General features: G+C 74.0%; 16 protein-coding genes and 1 pseudogene. 8 read left to right on the top strand and 9 right to left on the bottom strand.

From position 1 onward, the window contains the following. The 3 genes and pseudogenes from AOK00_RS39810 to AOK00_RS34120 all read left to right on the top strand — a co-directional run. A pseudogene (locus AOK00_RS39810) lies at positions 1 to 204 on the top strand (hypothetical protein); the annotation flags it as partial. A gap of 56 nt (positions 205 to 260) precedes the next feature. Next, entirely contained in the window at positions 261 to 1,025 is a 765-nt protein-coding gene (locus AOK00_RS34125; protein ID WP_055604012.1) for a DUF4239 domain-containing protein, read from the top strand. 167 nt (positions 1,026 to 1,192) lie between these two features. Beyond that, complete coding sequence (locus AOK00_RS34120) at positions 1,193 to 1,750, top strand: hypothetical protein (protein WP_055604011.1); 558 nt, start codon at positions 1,193 to 1,195, stop codon at positions 1,748 to 1,750. Positions 1,751 to 1,858: 108 nt separating this feature from the next. Here AOK00_RS34120 and AOK00_RS34115 read toward each other — a convergent pair whose 3' ends face one another. Further along, positions 1,859 to 2,377, bottom strand: coding sequence for a hypothetical protein (locus tag AOK00_RS34115; protein ID WP_055604010.1), 519 nt, complete (start codon positions 2,375 to 2,377; stop codon positions 1,859 to 1,861). 424 nt (positions 2,378 to 2,801) lie between these two features. Between AOK00_RS34115 and AOK00_RS34110 the strand changes: the two genes are divergently transcribed. Next, positions 2,802 to 3,461, top strand: coding sequence for a class F sortase (locus tag AOK00_RS34110; RefSeq protein WP_055604009.1), 660 nt, complete (start codon positions 2,802 to 2,804; stop codon positions 3,459 to 3,461). 153 nt (positions 3,462 to 3,614) lie between these two features. Here the strand turns inward: AOK00_RS34110 and AOK00_RS34105 are convergent, their stop codons facing one another. After that, positions 3,615 to 4,469 carry a polysaccharide deacetylase family protein gene (locus tag AOK00_RS34105; RefSeq protein ID WP_254047605.1) on the bottom strand — a complete coding sequence of 285 codons (855 nt, stop codon included), beginning with the start codon at positions 4,467 to 4,469 and terminating at the stop codon, positions 3,615 to 3,617. A gap of 105 nt (positions 4,470 to 4,574) precedes the next feature. Between AOK00_RS34105 and AOK00_RS34100 the strand changes: the two genes are divergently transcribed. Continuing rightward, positions 4,575 to 5,036, top strand: a complete 462-nt coding sequence (locus tag AOK00_RS34100; protein WP_055604007.1) for a universal stress protein — start codon at positions 4,575 to 4,577, stop codon at positions 5,034 to 5,036. Between the two features lie 96 nt (positions 5,037 to 5,132). On the opposite strand, the gene AOK00_RS34095 is transcribed toward AOK00_RS34100, so the two are convergent. After that, positions 5,133 to 6,347, bottom strand: a complete 1,215-nt coding sequence (locus AOK00_RS34095) for a CapA family protein (RefSeq protein ID WP_055604006.1) — start codon at positions 6,345 to 6,347, stop codon at positions 5,133 to 5,135. A 269-nt stretch (positions 6,348 to 6,616) separates the two neighbouring features. On the opposite strand from AOK00_RS34095, the gene AOK00_RS34090 reads away from it, so the two are divergent. The 3 genes from AOK00_RS34090 (at position 6,617) to AOK00_RS34080 (ending at position 8,370) form a co-directional block, all read left to right on the top strand. Further along, the gene (locus AOK00_RS34090) at positions 6,617 to 7,174 is read left to right on the top strand and encodes a sigma-70 family RNA polymerase sigma factor (RefSeq protein ID WP_055604005.1); all 558 of its coding nucleotides are present in this window, start codon (positions 6,617 to 6,619) and stop codon (positions 7,172 to 7,174) included. Between the two features lie 4 nt (positions 7,175 to 7,178). Continuing rightward, positions 7,179 to 7,592 (top strand): PaaI family thioesterase, encoded by a 414-nt coding sequence (locus AOK00_RS34085; RefSeq protein ID WP_055604004.1) that lies wholly within the window; start codon positions 7,179 to 7,181, stop codon positions 7,590 to 7,592. Between the two features lie 274 nt (positions 7,593 to 7,866). Beyond that, positions 7,867 to 8,370 carry a hypothetical protein gene (locus AOK00_RS34080; protein ID WP_055604003.1) on the top strand — a complete coding sequence of 168 codons (504 nt, stop codon included), beginning with the start codon at positions 7,867 to 7,869 and terminating at the stop codon, positions 8,368 to 8,370. 50 nt (positions 8,371 to 8,420) lie between these two features. Here AOK00_RS34080 and AOK00_RS34075 read toward each other — a convergent pair whose 3' ends face one another. The 6 genes from AOK00_RS34075 to AOK00_RS34050 form a co-directional block, all read right to left on the bottom strand. After that, positions 8,421 to 9,629, bottom strand: a complete 1,209-nt coding sequence (locus AOK00_RS34075) for a histidine kinase (RefSeq protein ID WP_055604002.1) — start codon at positions 9,627 to 9,629, stop codon at positions 8,421 to 8,423. Then, positions 9,626 to 11,404 (bottom strand): sodium/solute symporter, encoded by a 1,779-nt coding sequence (locus AOK00_RS34070; protein WP_055604001.1) that lies wholly within the window; start codon positions 11,402 to 11,404, stop codon positions 9,626 to 9,628. Before AOK00_RS34070 ends, AOK00_RS34075 begins: the two co-directional genes overlap by 4 nt. Before the next feature lie 81 nt (positions 11,405 to 11,485). Then, positions 11,486 to 11,902 carry a hypothetical protein gene (locus AOK00_RS34065; protein ID WP_254047604.1) on the bottom strand — a complete coding sequence of 139 codons (417 nt, stop codon included), beginning with the start codon at positions 11,900 to 11,902 and terminating at the stop codon, positions 11,486 to 11,488. Between the two features lie 100 nt (positions 11,903 to 12,002). After that, entirely contained in the window at positions 12,003 to 12,770 is a 768-nt protein-coding gene (locus AOK00_RS34060; protein ID WP_055604000.1) for a LytR/AlgR family response regulator transcription factor, read from the bottom strand. Between the two features lie 46 nt (positions 12,771 to 12,816). Continuing rightward, positions 12,817 to 13,689 (bottom strand): Fpg/Nei family DNA glycosylase, encoded by an 873-nt coding sequence (locus AOK00_RS34055; protein ID WP_055603999.1) that lies wholly within the window; start codon positions 13,687 to 13,689, stop codon positions 12,817 to 12,819. A gap of 45 nt (positions 13,690 to 13,734) precedes the next feature. After that, the coding region (locus AOK00_RS34050) for a WS/DGAT domain-containing protein (RefSeq protein WP_159041917.1) at positions 13,735 to 14,419 on the bottom strand (685 nt) is incomplete at its 5' end.

The following is a 14,419-nucleotide window of genomic DNA, read 5'->3' as shown; positions in this document are numbered from 1 at the left end:
CCTCCGCCTCCGCCTCCGCCGAGCCCGACGCCTCCGCCCACCGTGCGCCCCCGGCCTCCGGCGCCCGGCCCCGTGGCACTGCCCCACTACCGCCGCGCCTCGCGCCCCCAGCCGAAGAACGGCACCTCCGTCGTCACCGCGACTCTCATGATCACCGCGCCCGCGGTGCTCGCGACGGCGATCCTGCGCGCCCGGTCCAAGTGACCCGCCGCCGCAACGACCCGACCCCTCCGCCCCTCTGAATCCCGCAAGAGGAACCCATGTCTGAATGGCTTGTTCTCGCCCTTGCGATGGCCGCCGCGTGCGCTGTCGTCCTCACGATCGTCGTCATCAACAACCGCCGGATCCCCGAGGACGACGATCCGAGCGAGACCCCGGACGTCATCGAGTACATGACGATGATGATCGGCGTGATCTACGCGATCGTCCTCGGTCTCGCCATCGCCGGTGTCTGGGAGGCCCGCGGCGCCGCCCAGGAGACCGTGCGGCAGGAGGCGCAGGCGATGCACGAGATCTCGGCACGCGCCGAGGTGTACCCGCAGGCGGTCCGTGAGCGCATCCGCGCCGATGTGGACGCGTACGTCGGCTATGTGGTCGACGACGAGTGGACGTACATGGCGGAGCACGGCGAGCTGAGCGAGGAGGGCACCGCGCTCCTGGAGAAGGTGCGGCGCAGCGTCACCGACTACCAGCCTGCCGACGACTTCGAGGGACAGGCGTACCAGCCGCTGGTCGACCAGGTGGCGGTGGCCGACGACGCCCGGGGAGCCCGCGGGCAGAACGCGGGGGCGACCATGCCGGGGGTGGTGTGGTTCGGCCTGATCATCGGCGCCCTGGTGACGGTCGGCCTGATCTTCACCCTGCAGATCCGCAGGACCGGGCGCGAACTGCTGCTCGCCGGACTCTTCAGCGCGCTGATCGCCTTTCTGCTGTTCCTCATCTGGGACTTCGACGCACCGTTCGGCCGGGGCATCTCGGCCACCGCCGCGCCGTTCACCGATCTGTTCCCGCAGCTCACACCGTGAGGCGACACGGCCGGTGGGCCACTCGGGGGACATCCGTGCCCCATTCGCACGTCTGGGATCGCGGCTGTGGTAGTGCGCTTCTAGCGTTTCGGACATCGAGGTGTACGCACGGTCTATCGCGGAAACCCCCTTTCCGCGGCTGCCCCTCGGGACCCGGAGGATTCACCATGCGCGCGATACGTGCCGCGACCACTGCCCTGCTGGGGGCGGCCGCCCTCGCCCTGGCCGCCCCCACCGCCGTCGCGGCGGACGGTGCTCCCGCACCGAACCCGCGAGCGGCACGGGCCAAGGCACCGGGCGATTTCGTCGTGTCGCCCTCGGTCGTCGCGCCGGGCGGCCGGGTGACGCTGAGCGCCCCCGGCTGCGCCAGTACGGCGACGGCCTCGGCCGGCATCTTCGACACCGTCACCATCGCACCGGGGTCGGCGGCCATCGCCACCGTGGACGCGGACGCCCGACGAGGTGCCGTGTACACGGTGTCGTTCAACTGCACCGGCGGGATCTCGGACACCGTGACCCTGACGATCAGTGGTGTTCCGACCGCCACCCCGACGATCAGCTCCACCATCCTCACTCCCCCGCGCGGGGTACAGGGCGGTCTGGGCGGTTCGGTGGGCGGCGTCGAGCCGCTGCAACTGGCCGCCGGAGGTGCACTCGTGCTCGCCGCGACCATCGGCGGCGTGTACGTGGTGCGGCGCCGGTCCGGCGCGACCCGTCGTCACTGAGCGGCCGTCGTGTCCGGTGCCGGGCGCCCGCGGACGCCCGTCGCCCCCGGGTCCCGGCAGGGACTCGGGGGCGACGGGGAGGGCGGGCCGACCGGGAGGTTCGACCGGTCAGACCCCCGCACCGGTCATACGGCGACGACGGATGATGAAGAGCCCGCCGCCGAGCGCGGCGGCGGCGACCAGGCTGCCGCCGACGGCCATCTCCGTGGAGGTGGGGGCCATCGAGCCGCCGAGGCCGCCCTGGGCGCCGCGGCCCGGGAGGACCCGGAACGGCTCCGTGACCACGTTGGAGCCGCCGTTGCACCTGACGGCCAGGTTGTAGTTGCCGGGAGTGGCGTTGTTGTAGACGCGGGCGACGGCGGTGGAGACGCCGTTGCCGCCCGAGAGGGTGGCGTCCGGGAAGGCGTTGGACGTGACCGTGCCGCCACGGTTGCAGCCCCTGGCGGTGATCGTGAGCGTCGACCCGGGGTGGACCTCGAAGGGGCTGACGGTGACGTTGGTCGGGGTGTTGTTCGAGCCACCGCTGACGACGTTGCCCGGACCGTAGGTGGCGGCGGCAAGGGGGGCCGCGAGGCCGACCGCCGCGATCGCGGTGGCGGTCACCGCCAGAGTGCGTGCAGCACGCATGGTTGAACCTCCAGTGGAAGACGCCCCAAAGCGGTGCTCCGGGAGTGTCGACGAGTACGCCTTCCATGACGAACCATCACAAGTCGGAGCGAGCTGCGCATTTCGGCACTGGTCCACCCCGGTGAGGCGACACGCCCGGAATCGGGTCCTCGAAGGAGGAAGAACCGCAGGTCACGGCTGATCGAGCTGCTTATCTGACGATTACTCGGATGGGTCAGCCCCGTGTCACCCACCTGTCGGTGCCCACCACCCGGGGCGCGCTCCCCCCCGCCCCGGGCACGCGCGGGGCGGGAGGGACGTCGGCGCACCCGCGTACCCGCGCTCCGCCATCCTTCCGGCGGCTGCCCCCACCCGTTCGCACCGTCCGGCGCGACGGCCCGTCAGGTCGCCTTTACCGTTCTGACGACGCCACGAAGGGAGAACCATGCCCCCGAAGGACTTCCGCGTCCTCCAGCGTAGGAGACGCCGCCCCTGGGGCGTACTGGCCCTCGCCATGCTGTCCGGGATCGCGATGATGCGCAACGGAGTGGACGTCGCGCTCGGGCCTCCGCAGCCCGCCGCGGCGGCCCGTCCGGTGGCGCGTCCCGTCGCGCCCCAGGACGCGGCGACCGAGGGTCTGGAACCGCTGCCGTTCGCCCCCGCCTCCCGGATCAAGATCCCGGCGATCCAGGTCGCGGCCCCGATCATGGACGTGGGCCTGGACCCGGACGGCTGGGTGGCGGCCCCGCCGCCCCAGGACGCCAACCTCGCCGGCTGGTACCAGAACGGCATCTCCCCCGGCCAGCGCGGCACCGCGGTGGTCGTCGGCCATGTCGACAACGCGCAGGGCCCCGCGGTCTTCTACGGCCTGGGCTCCCTGGAGAAGGGCCAGCACATCGAGGTCGAGCGGTACGACGGCCGGATCGCGGTCTTCGAGATCTACGGCCTTGAGGTGTACTCGAAGGACAACTTCCCGGGCGTGCAGGTGTACGCCGACACCGGTATGCCCGAGCTGCGGGTCATCACCTGTGGCGGCGGCTACACGCGCGCGCGTGGCTACGACGGGAACGTCGTCGTGTACGCGCGGATGGTCGGCTCCCGCTAGCGGGGGCGGCTCCCTCCGGAGGGGTCGGCTCCCTCCGGAGGGACACGGTGAAGGCCCCGGCACCTGGTGGTGCCGGGGCCCTTTCCCGTGGCGGAGCGGGTGTCGCGGCCGTACCCGAACGTCCGCCCCGCCCGTACCGCCGTGCCCGGGCGGTCAGCGCCGGGGAACGGTGATGTGGTAGCCCGCGTCGAGGAGTTCGGGCAGATAGCGGCGGAGCGCGGTCACGCTCTGGGCACGGTCGCCGCCGGCGTCGTGGGAGAGGACGACGGCGCCGGGCGCGGCGCCGTCGAGGACGCGGCGGACGATGGTGTCGGCGCCGGGCTCCTTCCAGTCCAGGGTGTCGACGGTCCAGGCGAGCGGCTCCATGCCGAGCTCGGCCCCGATCTCGAAGGAGTGCCGGTTCCAGGCCCCGTAGGGCGCGCGGTACCAGAGCGGGGCCGTCCCCAAAGTCCGTTCGACGACCTCGCTGGTGGAGCCGAGCTCGTCGCGGATGCGGGAGGGCCGCAGTTTGGGAATGAGGGGATGCGACCAGGAGTGGTTGCCGATGACGTGCCCGTCCGCGGCCATCTCCCGCAGCAGGTCCGGGTTCTCGACCGCCATCTCGCCGCAGACGAAGAACATGGCGCGGCAGTCGTGGCGGCGCAGGGTCTCCAGGATGCCCGGGGTGTAGCGCGGGTCCGGGCCGTCGTCGAAGCTGAGCACCATCGAGCGGCCGACCCCGGACATGCTGAGGAAGGGCCGCTGCCGGACCGGTGGCACCGCCCGCCGGAACGCCGGGGGCGCGTACGCGGTCATCGGCTGGAGGCGGTACGAGGTGGGGCGCAGCCGGGCGGCCTGCGCCTGCGGGCCGGCGGCGGGTCCCGCTCCCCGGCGGGGCGGGGCCGGGGGCGCGGCGGTCCCGCCGGCCCGTTCGGGCGCCGCGAGCCGGTCCGCCGCGATGACTCCGACGGTGGCGGTGGCCCCGAGGGCTGCGGCGAGCCGCAGCACCGCGCGGCGACCACTGGGCATCTGATCCTTTTTCATGACCAATGGTTCATACGGATGAGGGCAGGCGCGGCTCATCGACACCGGCCGCCCCGTCGAAAGCACCCGATGAGCCGATAGCCTCGAAGGGTGAGCGAACAGCAGCCCGGTCGGTTCGAACGCGGTACCGACGGTCCGAAAGTGATCATGGCGGGAGTCGACGGCTCCGACTCCTCGCTGCGCGCGGCGGCGTACGCGGCGGGGCTCGCGCGGCGGCAGAACGCCCTGCTCGCGCTCGTCTACGTGCAGCCGGTGATCACGGCGGGGGCCGCCATGGGCGTGCCGATGGCGGGGACCACCGAGGAGATCGCCCAGGACCTGGTCGCGGAGATCCGTGCGTCGGCGGAACGCGTGAAGGACCTCTGGCGGATGCGGTGGGAGTTCCACACCTTCCGGGGCGACGCCTACGCGGGTCTTGTCCAGGCGGCGGAGGAGCTGACCGCGGACGCCGTGGTGGTGGGCGCCTCCGAGTCGGCCGGCCACCGGTTCGTGGGCTCGGTGGCCGTCCGGCTCGTCAAGGCGGGCCGCTGGCCGGTCACCGTCGTACCGTGACCGGCCGGCCGNNNCGGCCGCCGCGTGCCCGGGCCGCACGCCGTGAGCCGCCGGCCATGTGCGGGGCCGGGACCGGCCCGTGCGGTCGGTGGCGGGCTACCTGCCCATCACCAGGCCGTCCTCGGCCGCGCCGCGGCTGAGCACCACCCGCCGGACGATGTCCCGGATCTCGGTGTGGCGCGGGTCCGAGCCGTCGGCGGCTCCGAGGTTGACCACCCGGCCGCGCCCGGTGTCGAACCACTGGGGGACGAACTCGGCCTTGGTGACCTCCCAGCGCCCGCCGGGGGTCCTGGGCGGGCCGAAGGTGAAGCGGCCGATGCTGCCCTGGTTGCCGCGGGGGTCGTGGGCACCCTCGTGGTTGATCATGTCTCCGGCGATCTGGTCACCCATCCCGTAGATGATCCAGGTGCCGTTGACCTTCTCGTACGCCTGCGGGACGTGGGCGTGCGTTCCGATGATCAGGTCGATGTCGGGGCGGCCGCCGCTCTGTGAGGCGGTGAGCGCCCGGCCGAGCGTGAGCTGCCGCTCGTCGGGTTCGGTCTGCCACTCGCTGCCCCAGTGGACGCTGACCACGACCACGTCGGCGCCGGCCGCGCGGGCGGCGCGGGCGTCGGCGATCACCTTCTGCTCGTCGAGCGTCCGCACGGCCCACGGCTGCCCCTCGGGCATCGGATAGCCGTTGGTGTCGTACGTGTAGGCCAGCTGGGCCACGGTGGCGCCGCCCGCCTTGAGCAGCGTGGGCTTCGCCGCCTCCTCGGCCGTACGCGCCGAGCCGGCATGGCGGACACCGGCCCGGTCCAGGGCGTCGAGGGTGCGGCCGAGGCCCGCCGCCCCGTCGTCGAGGGTGTGGTTGGAGGCGGTGGAGCAGGAGTCGTAACCGGTGGCCTTGAGCGCGGCGGCGACCTCGGGCGGCGACTTGAAGGCGGGGTAGCCGGTGTAGGGCCCGCCGTCCTCCCCGTACACGGTCTCCATGTGGCAGATGGCCAGGTCGGCGCGGGAGACGACGGACTTCACCCCGGAGAGCATCGGTGTGAAGTCGTAGCCGCCCCCGCCCGCGTCCTGGGCCGCGCGGCGGATGATCGAGTCGTGCGGGAGGACGTCTCCGGAGGCCACGAGGGTGAACCCGGCGGGCGCGGACGCCCCGCCGGGCGCGGCGGACGGGGCGGCGGGACGTGCGGATCCCGGTCGCCCGCTCGTGACCTCGGGGCTGGGAGCTCCCCCGGCCGGGCCGCTCCCGCCGGTGCAGCCGGTCGCCGCGAGCAGGACGGCGGCGAGCGCCACCACGCCCGCGGGTCTGGTGCGTGAGGTCATGTCGGCACTCCGCCCGATTCGTGGGATGAACATCTGTTCATACGAATTGATCTCGCGAGAAAGCCGCAGTCAAGGGTCAAGGCCGCAGAACGCCAGGAACCCCGCTGAAACGGACGCAGCGACTCCGGTCGACCGCCTCGTGACCGCTCGCCGTACCATTCGCCGCTCGGTGCGACCGTTCGTCGCAGACCGTTGTCCGTTCCCTGTCCCTCGCCGTCCGAATGGGTTCCGATACGCCCCGACGACGAGCCGCAGGAGAGGCGGGAAGCATGACAACGGCGACCACCGACGAACGGACCCTCGAGGAGCTGCAGCGGGACCACGGCCCCGCACTCCTCTCCTTCCTGCTCGGCCTCACCTACGGGGACCGCCAGCGGGCCGAGGACCTCGCCCAGGAGACCCTGGTACGGGCCTGGCTCCACCCCGAGGCCTTCGACGGCCCCTACGACTCGATGCGACCCTGGCTCTTCACCGTGGCCCGCCGCCTCGCCATCGACGCCCGGCGCTCACGCCTCGCCAGGCCCGCCGAGATCGGGGACGGAGTCCTCGCGGTGACCCCCGACCCCGACGACGCCACCGCCTCGGCCGAGGCCGCGCTCGACGTACGGGCGGCCGTCCGCGAACTGAGCCCCGAACACCGGGCGGTCCTGGTCCGGATCTACTTCCACGGCCTGACCGTCAACGAGGCGGCCGTCGACCTCGGGATCCCGGCCGGCACCGTCAAGTCCCGCTCCCACTACGCGCTGCGGCAGCTGGGCCGGTCGCTGCCCGGTTACCGGCCGCGCCGCGCGGCCGTTGCCCGGCCCCGCGTCACGGCCCCACAATGACGCCGTGACGCTGACACTCGCCGCTGCCGAAAAGATCCTCGCCGACAACTTCGCGCCCTGGGTGCTCGATCTCGGGCTCACCGTCGAATCGGTCGACGGCCAGGAGGCCGTGCTCCGGCTCCCGTGGTCGGACCGGCTCGCCCGGGAGGGCGGGGGCCTGTCCGGGCAGGCCCTGATGGCCGCCGCCGACACGGCGACGGTGGTCGCGGTCGCCGCGGCCCGGGGCGGCTTCGTGCCCATGACCACCGTCCAGCAGTCGATCAGCTTCCAGCGGGCGGTCGTCGGCGCCGACGTCCTGGTGCGGGCCCGGCTCACCAAGGCGGGAAAGCGCATGGCCTTCGCCGACATCACCATGACCGCCGAGGGCACGGAGGAGACCGCGGCCCACGCGACCGCCGTGTACGCCCTCCTCGGCTGAGCCGCCACTCCCCGGCCGCCACCCCGGCGGCCGGCGGAGCAGGTGCGCCACCGCTGCCGCCGGTGTGGGCGCAGGCGCCGCCGGAGACACCTCTTCCGCCCCGTACGCCTCCCGGGACACCAGCAATCCCACCGGCACCGATCCGGCCGGGAAACGTATCCGAAACCACACGGGCGAGTTGAGCAAAGCGGGACACACGGGCGCCCTCCACGGAGGAAGCTCTCCCCGGGTCCCACACGTCCGGGTCCCCGATGTCCGGGAGAAGGTGGGAGCGTTGCGCCCCGAGAGCACGAACGGCGCCGGCGGCACGAGTGGCGGCGAACTCGCCGTCCCGATGGCCTGGCTGTGCGCCGAGTACCTGGCCGACGAGGTGTTGCGGGCCGCCGCCCTCGTGGCACCCGGCTCACTGGAGTACCGGGCGGGCCTCCAGGCGCTCGCCCTCACCGTCCACCTCTCGGAGGCGCCGGACGGACCCGTGGGCGGCCGGTCCGCGGGCCGCGTCGACGAGTGGCTGCGGCACACGGCGTACGACCGGCCCTGGCCGCCCTGGGTCGAGGAGCGGCTCGCGGGGCGCCGCGCGGCCGGCGGCGACGGCCCCGACCTCGCGCTCGCGGAGACCGCGTGGCGCGGTCTGCGCGACACCTGGGTCCGCGCCGCCGACCTCGACGGCCGGACGGACGACGAGTCCGGCCGCACGGTCGACGAGGAGGAGCAGATCTGGCTGCCCGCCTGGAAGCTGGGCCTGCCGCTCGCCCACCTCTCGCTGCACCTGCGCTGACCCGGCCCCCTGTCCGGCCCGTATGCGGTCCGTACCCGGCCCGTACCCGCTCACGGTGACGAACGGTGCACACCCGGGCGGTACTTGGGGATGCGTACCGTCACCTTCATCCCCGCGCCGACCCCCGTCTCGATGACGAGGCCGTACTCCGCCCCGTACACCTGGCGCAGCCGCTCGTCCACGTTGGAGAGGCCGATGCCGGAGCCGGCGGGGTGCTCTCCGCGCAGGACCGCGCGCAGCAGCTCCGGGTCCATGCCGATGCCGTCGTCCTCGACGGTCACCACGGCCTCCGCGCCCGCGTCGCGGGCGGCGATCGTGACCCGGCAGCCCCGCTCCCGGTCCTCCAGGCCGTGCTTCACGGCGTTCTCCACGAGGGGCTGGAGGCACAGGAAGGGCAGGGTGACCGGCAGCACCTCGGGGGCGATCTGCAGCGTCACCTTCAGCCGGTCCCCGAAGCGCGCCCCGGCGAGCGCCAAGTACTGCTCGATGGAGCGCAGTTCGTCGGCGAGCTGGGCGAACTCGCCGTGCTTGCGGAAGGAGTATCGGGTGAAGTCGGCGAATTCGAGGAGGAGTTCGCGGGCCTGCTCCGGGTCGGTGCGGACGAACGAGGCGATGGCGGCGAGGGAGTTGAAAATGAAATGCGGGGAGATCTGGGCGCGCAGCGCCCGGATCTCGGCCTCCACGATGCGGGTGCGGGAGCGGTCGAGTTCGGCGAGCTCCAGCTGTACGGAGGCCCAGCGGGCCACCTCGGTCGCGGCCCGCACCAGGACGGCCGACTCCCGCGAGCCGTAGGCGACGAGCGCGCCGAGGACACCGTCCTCCCCGGTGAGCGGGGCGATCACCGCCCAGCGCAGCGGGCAGGCGGGTTCGGCGCAGTCCGTGTGCACGGACCGGCTGCGACCGGTCTCCAGGGTCTCGGCGGCCTGTGCCGGAACGTGCGCCCGGTGATGGTCCTCGCCCGGTCCGTCCCAGGCGAGGACGGCGCCCCGGTCGATGAGACAGAGCGCCTCGGTGCCGAGCAGCGAGCGGAGGGTGCCGGCCGCCCTGCGCGCGGTCTCCTCGGTGAGCCCGGCGCGGAGCGGCGGCGCGGCGAGGGAGGCGGTGTGCAGGGTGTGGAAGGTGGCCCGTTCGACGGGTGTGCCGAGGTCGGGATCGGCGGCGTGGCCACCACGCCGGGCGGTGAACCGCCCGAGGACGAAGCCCGCGGTGAGCAGCACGGCCCCGGCGGCGGCCGCGGCGGCGAGGGCGATGCCGCTCATCGGCGGACCTCCTGGGCGGGTCCGGGGACGGTGCCGGTGATCTCCTCCGGCAGATGGAGGCGGGCGAGGAGCGCCGGAGTGCCGGGCGGGACGCGGCGGGGTGTGGCCAGCGAGACCATCACCATGGTGAGGAAGCCGAGCGGGACGGACCAGACCGCCGGCCAGGCCATCAGGGTGTGCGGCCAGCCCTCGGGGGCGAGCCCCGCCCGGGTCGCCATCACGGCAGCGAGCGCGGAGCCACCGCCCAGCAGCAGCCCGGCCGTCGCGCCGGGCGGGGTGAGGCGCCGCCACCAGATGCCGAGGACGAGCAGCGGGCAGAAGGAGGAGGCGGACACGGCGAAGGCGAGGCCGACGGCGTCGGCGACCGGCACCTTCGAGGCGAACACCCCCACGACCAGCGGTACTGCGGTGGCGAGCAGGGTCGCGAGACGGAAGTGCCGTACGCCCCGGGACGGCAGCACGTCCTGGGTGAGGACTCCGGCGACGGACATGGTGAGTCCCGAGGCGGTCGAGAGGAAGGCGGCGAAGGCACCGCCCGCGAGGAGCGCGCCCAGGAGGTCGCCGAGCAGCCCGCCCAGGATGCGGTCGGGCAGCACGAGCACGGCGGCGTCGGCGGAGCCGGTGAGGGCGAGCTCGGGGGCGTAGATCCGGCCGAGGGCGCCGTAGAGCGGCGGCAGCAGGTAGAAGGCGCCGACGAGTCCGAGCACGACGAGGGTGGTGCGGCGGGCCGCCCGGCCGTGCGGGCTGGTGTAGAAGCGGACGGCGACGTGCGGCAGGCCCATGGTGCCGAGGAAGGTCGCGAGGATCAGTCCGTACGTGGCGTACAGCTGGTGTCCGTCGCGGCCGCCGGCCAGCGGCTGGGACCAGCCGAGCGGAGCGAGAGGGGGGTCCCCCCGGCCGGAGGCCGGGGGAGGGTCGGTGCCGCCGGCGACCCTCTCGGGCAGTGCCGCTCCCGGGGCGAAGGCGAGGGTCGTGCCGCCGAGGACGTGATGGGTGCCGGGGGCGAGGGTCACGGTCCGCTTCTCGTACGTGACCGAGTCGACGCTGCCGGTGACCGTGACGGTGAGCGGGGCGTCGAGCCCGATCCGTACCGTGTCGGCGACCTTGACGACGGTGTGGCCGCGCAGCACGGCGGGGTCGTCGAAGCGGGCCCTGGGTGCCCCGTCCCCGTACCAGGCGGCGAGCAGGAAGAGGACGGGGACGAGCAGGGCGGTCAGCTTCAGCCAGTACTGGAAGGCCTGCACGAACGTGATGCTGCGCATGCCGCCCGCGGCGACCGTACCGGTGACGACGACGGCGACGAGCAGTCCGCCGACCCAGTCGGGGGCGCCGGTGAGGATCTCCAGGGTGAGCCCGGCGCCCTGGAGCTGGGGCAGCAGATAGAGCCAGCCGATGCCGACGACGAAGAGGCTGGCGAGGCGGCGCACCTGCGGGGATTCGAGGCGGGCCTCGGCGAAGTCGGAGAGGGTGTACGCCCCGGAGCGGCGCAGCGGGGCGGCGACGAGGACCAGCAGCACGAGGTAGCCGGCGGTGTAGCCGACCGGGTACCAGAGCATCGCGGGGCCCTGGACGAGGACGAGCCCGGCGATGCCGAGGAAGGAGGCCGCGGAGAGGTACTCACCGCTGATGGCGGCGGCGTTGAGGCCGGGCCGGACGGTGCGCGAGGCCACGTAGAAGTCGGAGGTCGTCCGGGAGATCCGCAGGCCGAGGGCGCCGATGAGGACGGTGGCGAGGACGACGGCGGTGACGGCCCCGACGGCGTAGGTCTGGTTCACGCGGCGCCCGAAGGGGGCTCGCTCGTACGGCTCCCGTGCTTCGGGGGCCGGTGCTCTCGGGGCTCGTCCACGGGGCGCGCCTCAGCGTTCGACGAGACCGGTGAAGTCGCGCTCGTTGCGTTCGGCGCGCCGTACGTACCAGAGGGCTGTCCCCCAGACGACGGGGTACACCCCGACACCGAGGGCGAGCCAGACGAAGGCCTCGGGGGCGGGCAGGGCGAGGAGCAGCGGCAGCGAGCCGACGAGCAGCGCCAGCGCGCCGAGGGCGGTGAGGGCGGCGCGCAGCTGGCTGCGCATCAGGGAGCGGACGTAGGTGTGGCCGAGGGTGGTCTGCTCGTCGATCTCGGAGCGCGCCGGCGGATGGACGGGGTGGCGCCGGGCGGGGCCCGGCACGGTCGTCCCGGCGCCGTGGGCGGAGGCGTACGTGACGGTCTCGCGGCGCGGTCGGCGCTGGGGGTCCCCTCGGCCGGAGGCCTGGGGAGGGTGCTGCTCGGACATCGTCGTCCGCCTCGGTCGGAAGGATCGGCCGTCGGGGCCCGGGTCGCGTGGAGTCTACGCAGGTGGGAGCACCTGCGGTAGGGGGCGGCGCAGGGTGGGCTCAGCCCCCGGCGCGGCGCATCAGCAGGTCGCGCAGGGGCCGGGCGTGCCGTCGGCTGACCGCCAGGTCGGTGCCGCCGACCCGTACGGAGGTGGCGCCGCCGTCGAGGCGGAGCTCGTCGATCCGGGCGAGCGCCACGAGATGGCTGCGGTGGATGCGGACGAAGCCCCGGGCCGCCCAGCGCTCCTCAAGGGTGGAGAGCGGGATGCGGACGAGGTGGCTGCCGTGGTCGGTGTGGAGGCGGGCGTAGTCGCCGTGGGCCTCGACGTACACGATGTCGTCGACGGAGACGAACCGGGTGATCCCGCCGAGCTCGACGGGGATCTGCTCGGGCACGGCGGCCGCGGTGGGCCCCGCCGGGGCCGGGGCGGCGGTGGCGTGCACGAGGTCGTGGACGCGGCGGACGGCCTCGGCGAGGCGCTCGCGGCGGACGGGCTTGAGGACGTAGTCGACCGCCTTCAGGTCGAAGGCCTGGAGCGCGAAGCCCTCGTGGGCGGTGACGAAGACGACGAGCGGCGGGCGGGCGAAGCCGGCGAGCAGGCGGGCCACGTCGAGTCCGGTGAGGCCGGGCATGTGGATGTCGAGGAAGACGACGTCGACGGCGTCGTCGCCGTCCGGCCCGGCGTCCAGGGCGCGCCCGATCCTGCGGAGGGCGGCGGTGGCGTCACCCGCGCCCTCGGCGGAGCGCACACGGGGGTCGGCGCGCAGCAGGTAGAGCAGTTCCCCGAGGGCGGGTTCCTCGTCGTCGACGGCCAGTACGCGCAGCATGCGGCGGAGTGTAACGGGCGGCCGCGGGCGGCTCCGCGGCGTCGGGCTACTTGAGGAGCTTGGACAGGCGGCGGTCGGCGAGCGGTTTGCCGCCGGTCTGGCAGGTGGGGCAGTACTGGAGGGACGAGTCGCTGAAGGAGACCTCGCGGATGGTGTCCCCGCACACGGGGCAGGGTTCGCCGGTGCGGCCGTGGACGCGCAGGCCGCTCTTCTTCTCGGCCTTGAGCTTGCCCACGGCGAGGCCGTGGGAGCGTTCGACGGCCTCGTGGAGGGTGGTCCGCATCGCCGTGTAGAGGGCGGCGGTCTCGTCCGGGGTGAGGTTCTGGGTGGGTTTGAAGGGGGACATCTTCGCGGCGTGCAGGATCTCGTCGCTGTACGCGTTGCCGATGCCGGCGATGAGGCTCTGGTCGCGCAGGGCGCCCTTGATCTGGCGCCGTTCGCCGGAGAGCAGCGCGGCGAACTCCTCGGGGCCGAAGTCCTCGGCGAGCGGGTCGGGTCCGAGCCGAGCGACGCCCGGCACCTCCCGCGGGTCGTGCACCACGTACACGGCGAGGCGCTTGGTGGTGCCCGCCTCGGTGAGGTCGAATCCGTCGCCGCCGGTGAGCGCGGTCCGCAGTGCCAGCGGGCCCTTGCCGGGCTTGGGCGGTCCCGAGGGCAGCGGGTCCTGCCAGCGGAGCCAGCCCGCGCGGGCGAGGTGGAACAGGAGGTGCAGCTCGCCGGCGGGTCCCGTGGCGGTGAGGTCGAGGAACTTCCCGCGCCGTCCGACCGCGGTGACCTCGGCGCCCTCGACGGCGCTCAGGGGCGGGTCGTACGTCTTGAGGACGCTGATCGCGACGGGCAGCACGCGGGCGATCTCCTTGCCCACCAGGTGCGTGTCGAGGAACGCGCGGAGCGCTTCCACCTCGGGGAGTTCGGGCATGGTTCCACCCTGCCGCACGGGTGGCGGGGTCGCGCGCCGGAAGGGCTACGGCGTGTCCGGCGGGTCGAGGAGGTCGAGTTCGGCCCTGAGGGAATCGGCCAGCGCGTCGAGGTCGGGGACGGCCTCGCCGTCCGCGACGAGGCCGATGTGGACCTGGCCGCCGTACGGGGACATGGCGACGGCGAGCGACTGGCCGCGGGCCAGCGGGGCCATGGGGAACAGAGCGCGCAGCGGCGCCCCGCCGAGGGAGAGCGCGGAGCGGGGCAGCGGCACCTGGGTGACCAGGAGGTCGAAGAGGAGCCGGGCGGCTCCGGAGGCGAGCGGGGCGCCGAAGCGGTGGGCGAGCGGCGGCAGTTGGTCGGCGAGGAGGGCGACGGCTCCGGCGCCCCTGAGGGGGCCCGCGGCCTTGTTGCGGTCCATGGCGCCCCGGACGGCGGCCAGCCTGGCCGCGGGGTCGGCCTCGGTGACGGGCAGGTCGAGGAGGTAGCCGGAGAGGCTGTTGCCGGGGCCGGGCGGGGTGCCGGGCCGGCGCCGGGAGACGGGGACGAGGGCCCGGAGGTCGGCTCCGGGGAGGGGCAGCCCGCGCCCGTCGAACCAGCGGCGGAGGGCCCCGGCGACGAGGGCGAGGAGGACGTCGTTGGCGGTGCCGCCGGTGGTGCGGCGGATCCGGTGGACGCGCTCCAGGGGCAGCGAGGCGGTGGCGATCCGGCGGGTGCCGCTGGACTCGGCG

The organism is Streptomyces aureus, from assembly GCF_001418135.1.
In the GTDB taxonomy this organism is placed as follows: domain Bacteria; phylum Actinomycetota; class Actinomycetes; order Streptomycetales; family Streptomycetaceae; genus Streptomyces; species Streptomyces aureus_A.
Note: the sequence above shows the minus strand (reverse complement) of the source record. Positions and strands in the feature narration are given on the sequence as shown.

Coding starts and splice junctions, on each gene's coding strand:
- AOK00_RS34055 (WP_055603999.1), bottom strand. CDS start 13,689: ATGCCCGAACTCCCCGAGGTGGAAGCGCTCCGCGCGTTCCTCGACACG.
- AOK00_RS34075 (WP_055604002.1), bottom strand. CDS start 9,629: ATGAGCGGCATCGCCCTCGCCGCCGCGGCCGCCGCCGGGGCCGTGCTG.
- AOK00_RS34060 (WP_055604000.1), bottom strand. CDS start 12,770: ATGCTGCGCGTACTGGCCGTCGACGACGAGGAACCCGCCCTCGGGGAA.
- AOK00_RS34090 (WP_055604005.1), top strand. CDS start 6,617: ATGACAACGGCGACCACCGACGAACGGACCCTCGAGGAGCTGCAGCGG.
- AOK00_RS34125 (WP_055604012.1), top strand. CDS start 261: ATGTCTGAATGGCTTGTTCTCGCCCTTGCGATGGCCGCCGCGTGCGCT.
- AOK00_RS34110 (WP_055604009.1), top strand. CDS start 2,802: ATGCCCCCGAAGGACTTCCGCGTCCTCCAGCGTAGGAGACGCCGCCCC.
- AOK00_RS34115 (WP_055604010.1), bottom strand. CDS start 2,377: ATGCGTGCTGCACGCACTCTGGCGGTGACCGCCACCGCGATCGCGGCG.
- AOK00_RS34065 (WP_254047604.1), bottom strand. CDS start 11,902: ATGTCCGAGCAGCACCCTCCCCAGGCCTCCGGCCGAGGGGACCCCCAG.
- AOK00_RS34095 (WP_055604006.1), bottom strand. CDS start 6,347: ATGACCTCACGCACCAGACCCGCGGGCGTGGTGGCGCTCGCCGCCGTC.
- AOK00_RS34120 (WP_055604011.1), top strand. CDS start 1,193: ATGCGCGCGATACGTGCCGCGACCACTGCCCTGCTGGGGGCGGCCGCC.
- AOK00_RS34105 (WP_254047605.1), bottom strand. CDS start 4,469: ATGCCCAGTGGTCGCCGCGCGGTGCTGCGGCTCGCCGCAGCCCTCGGG.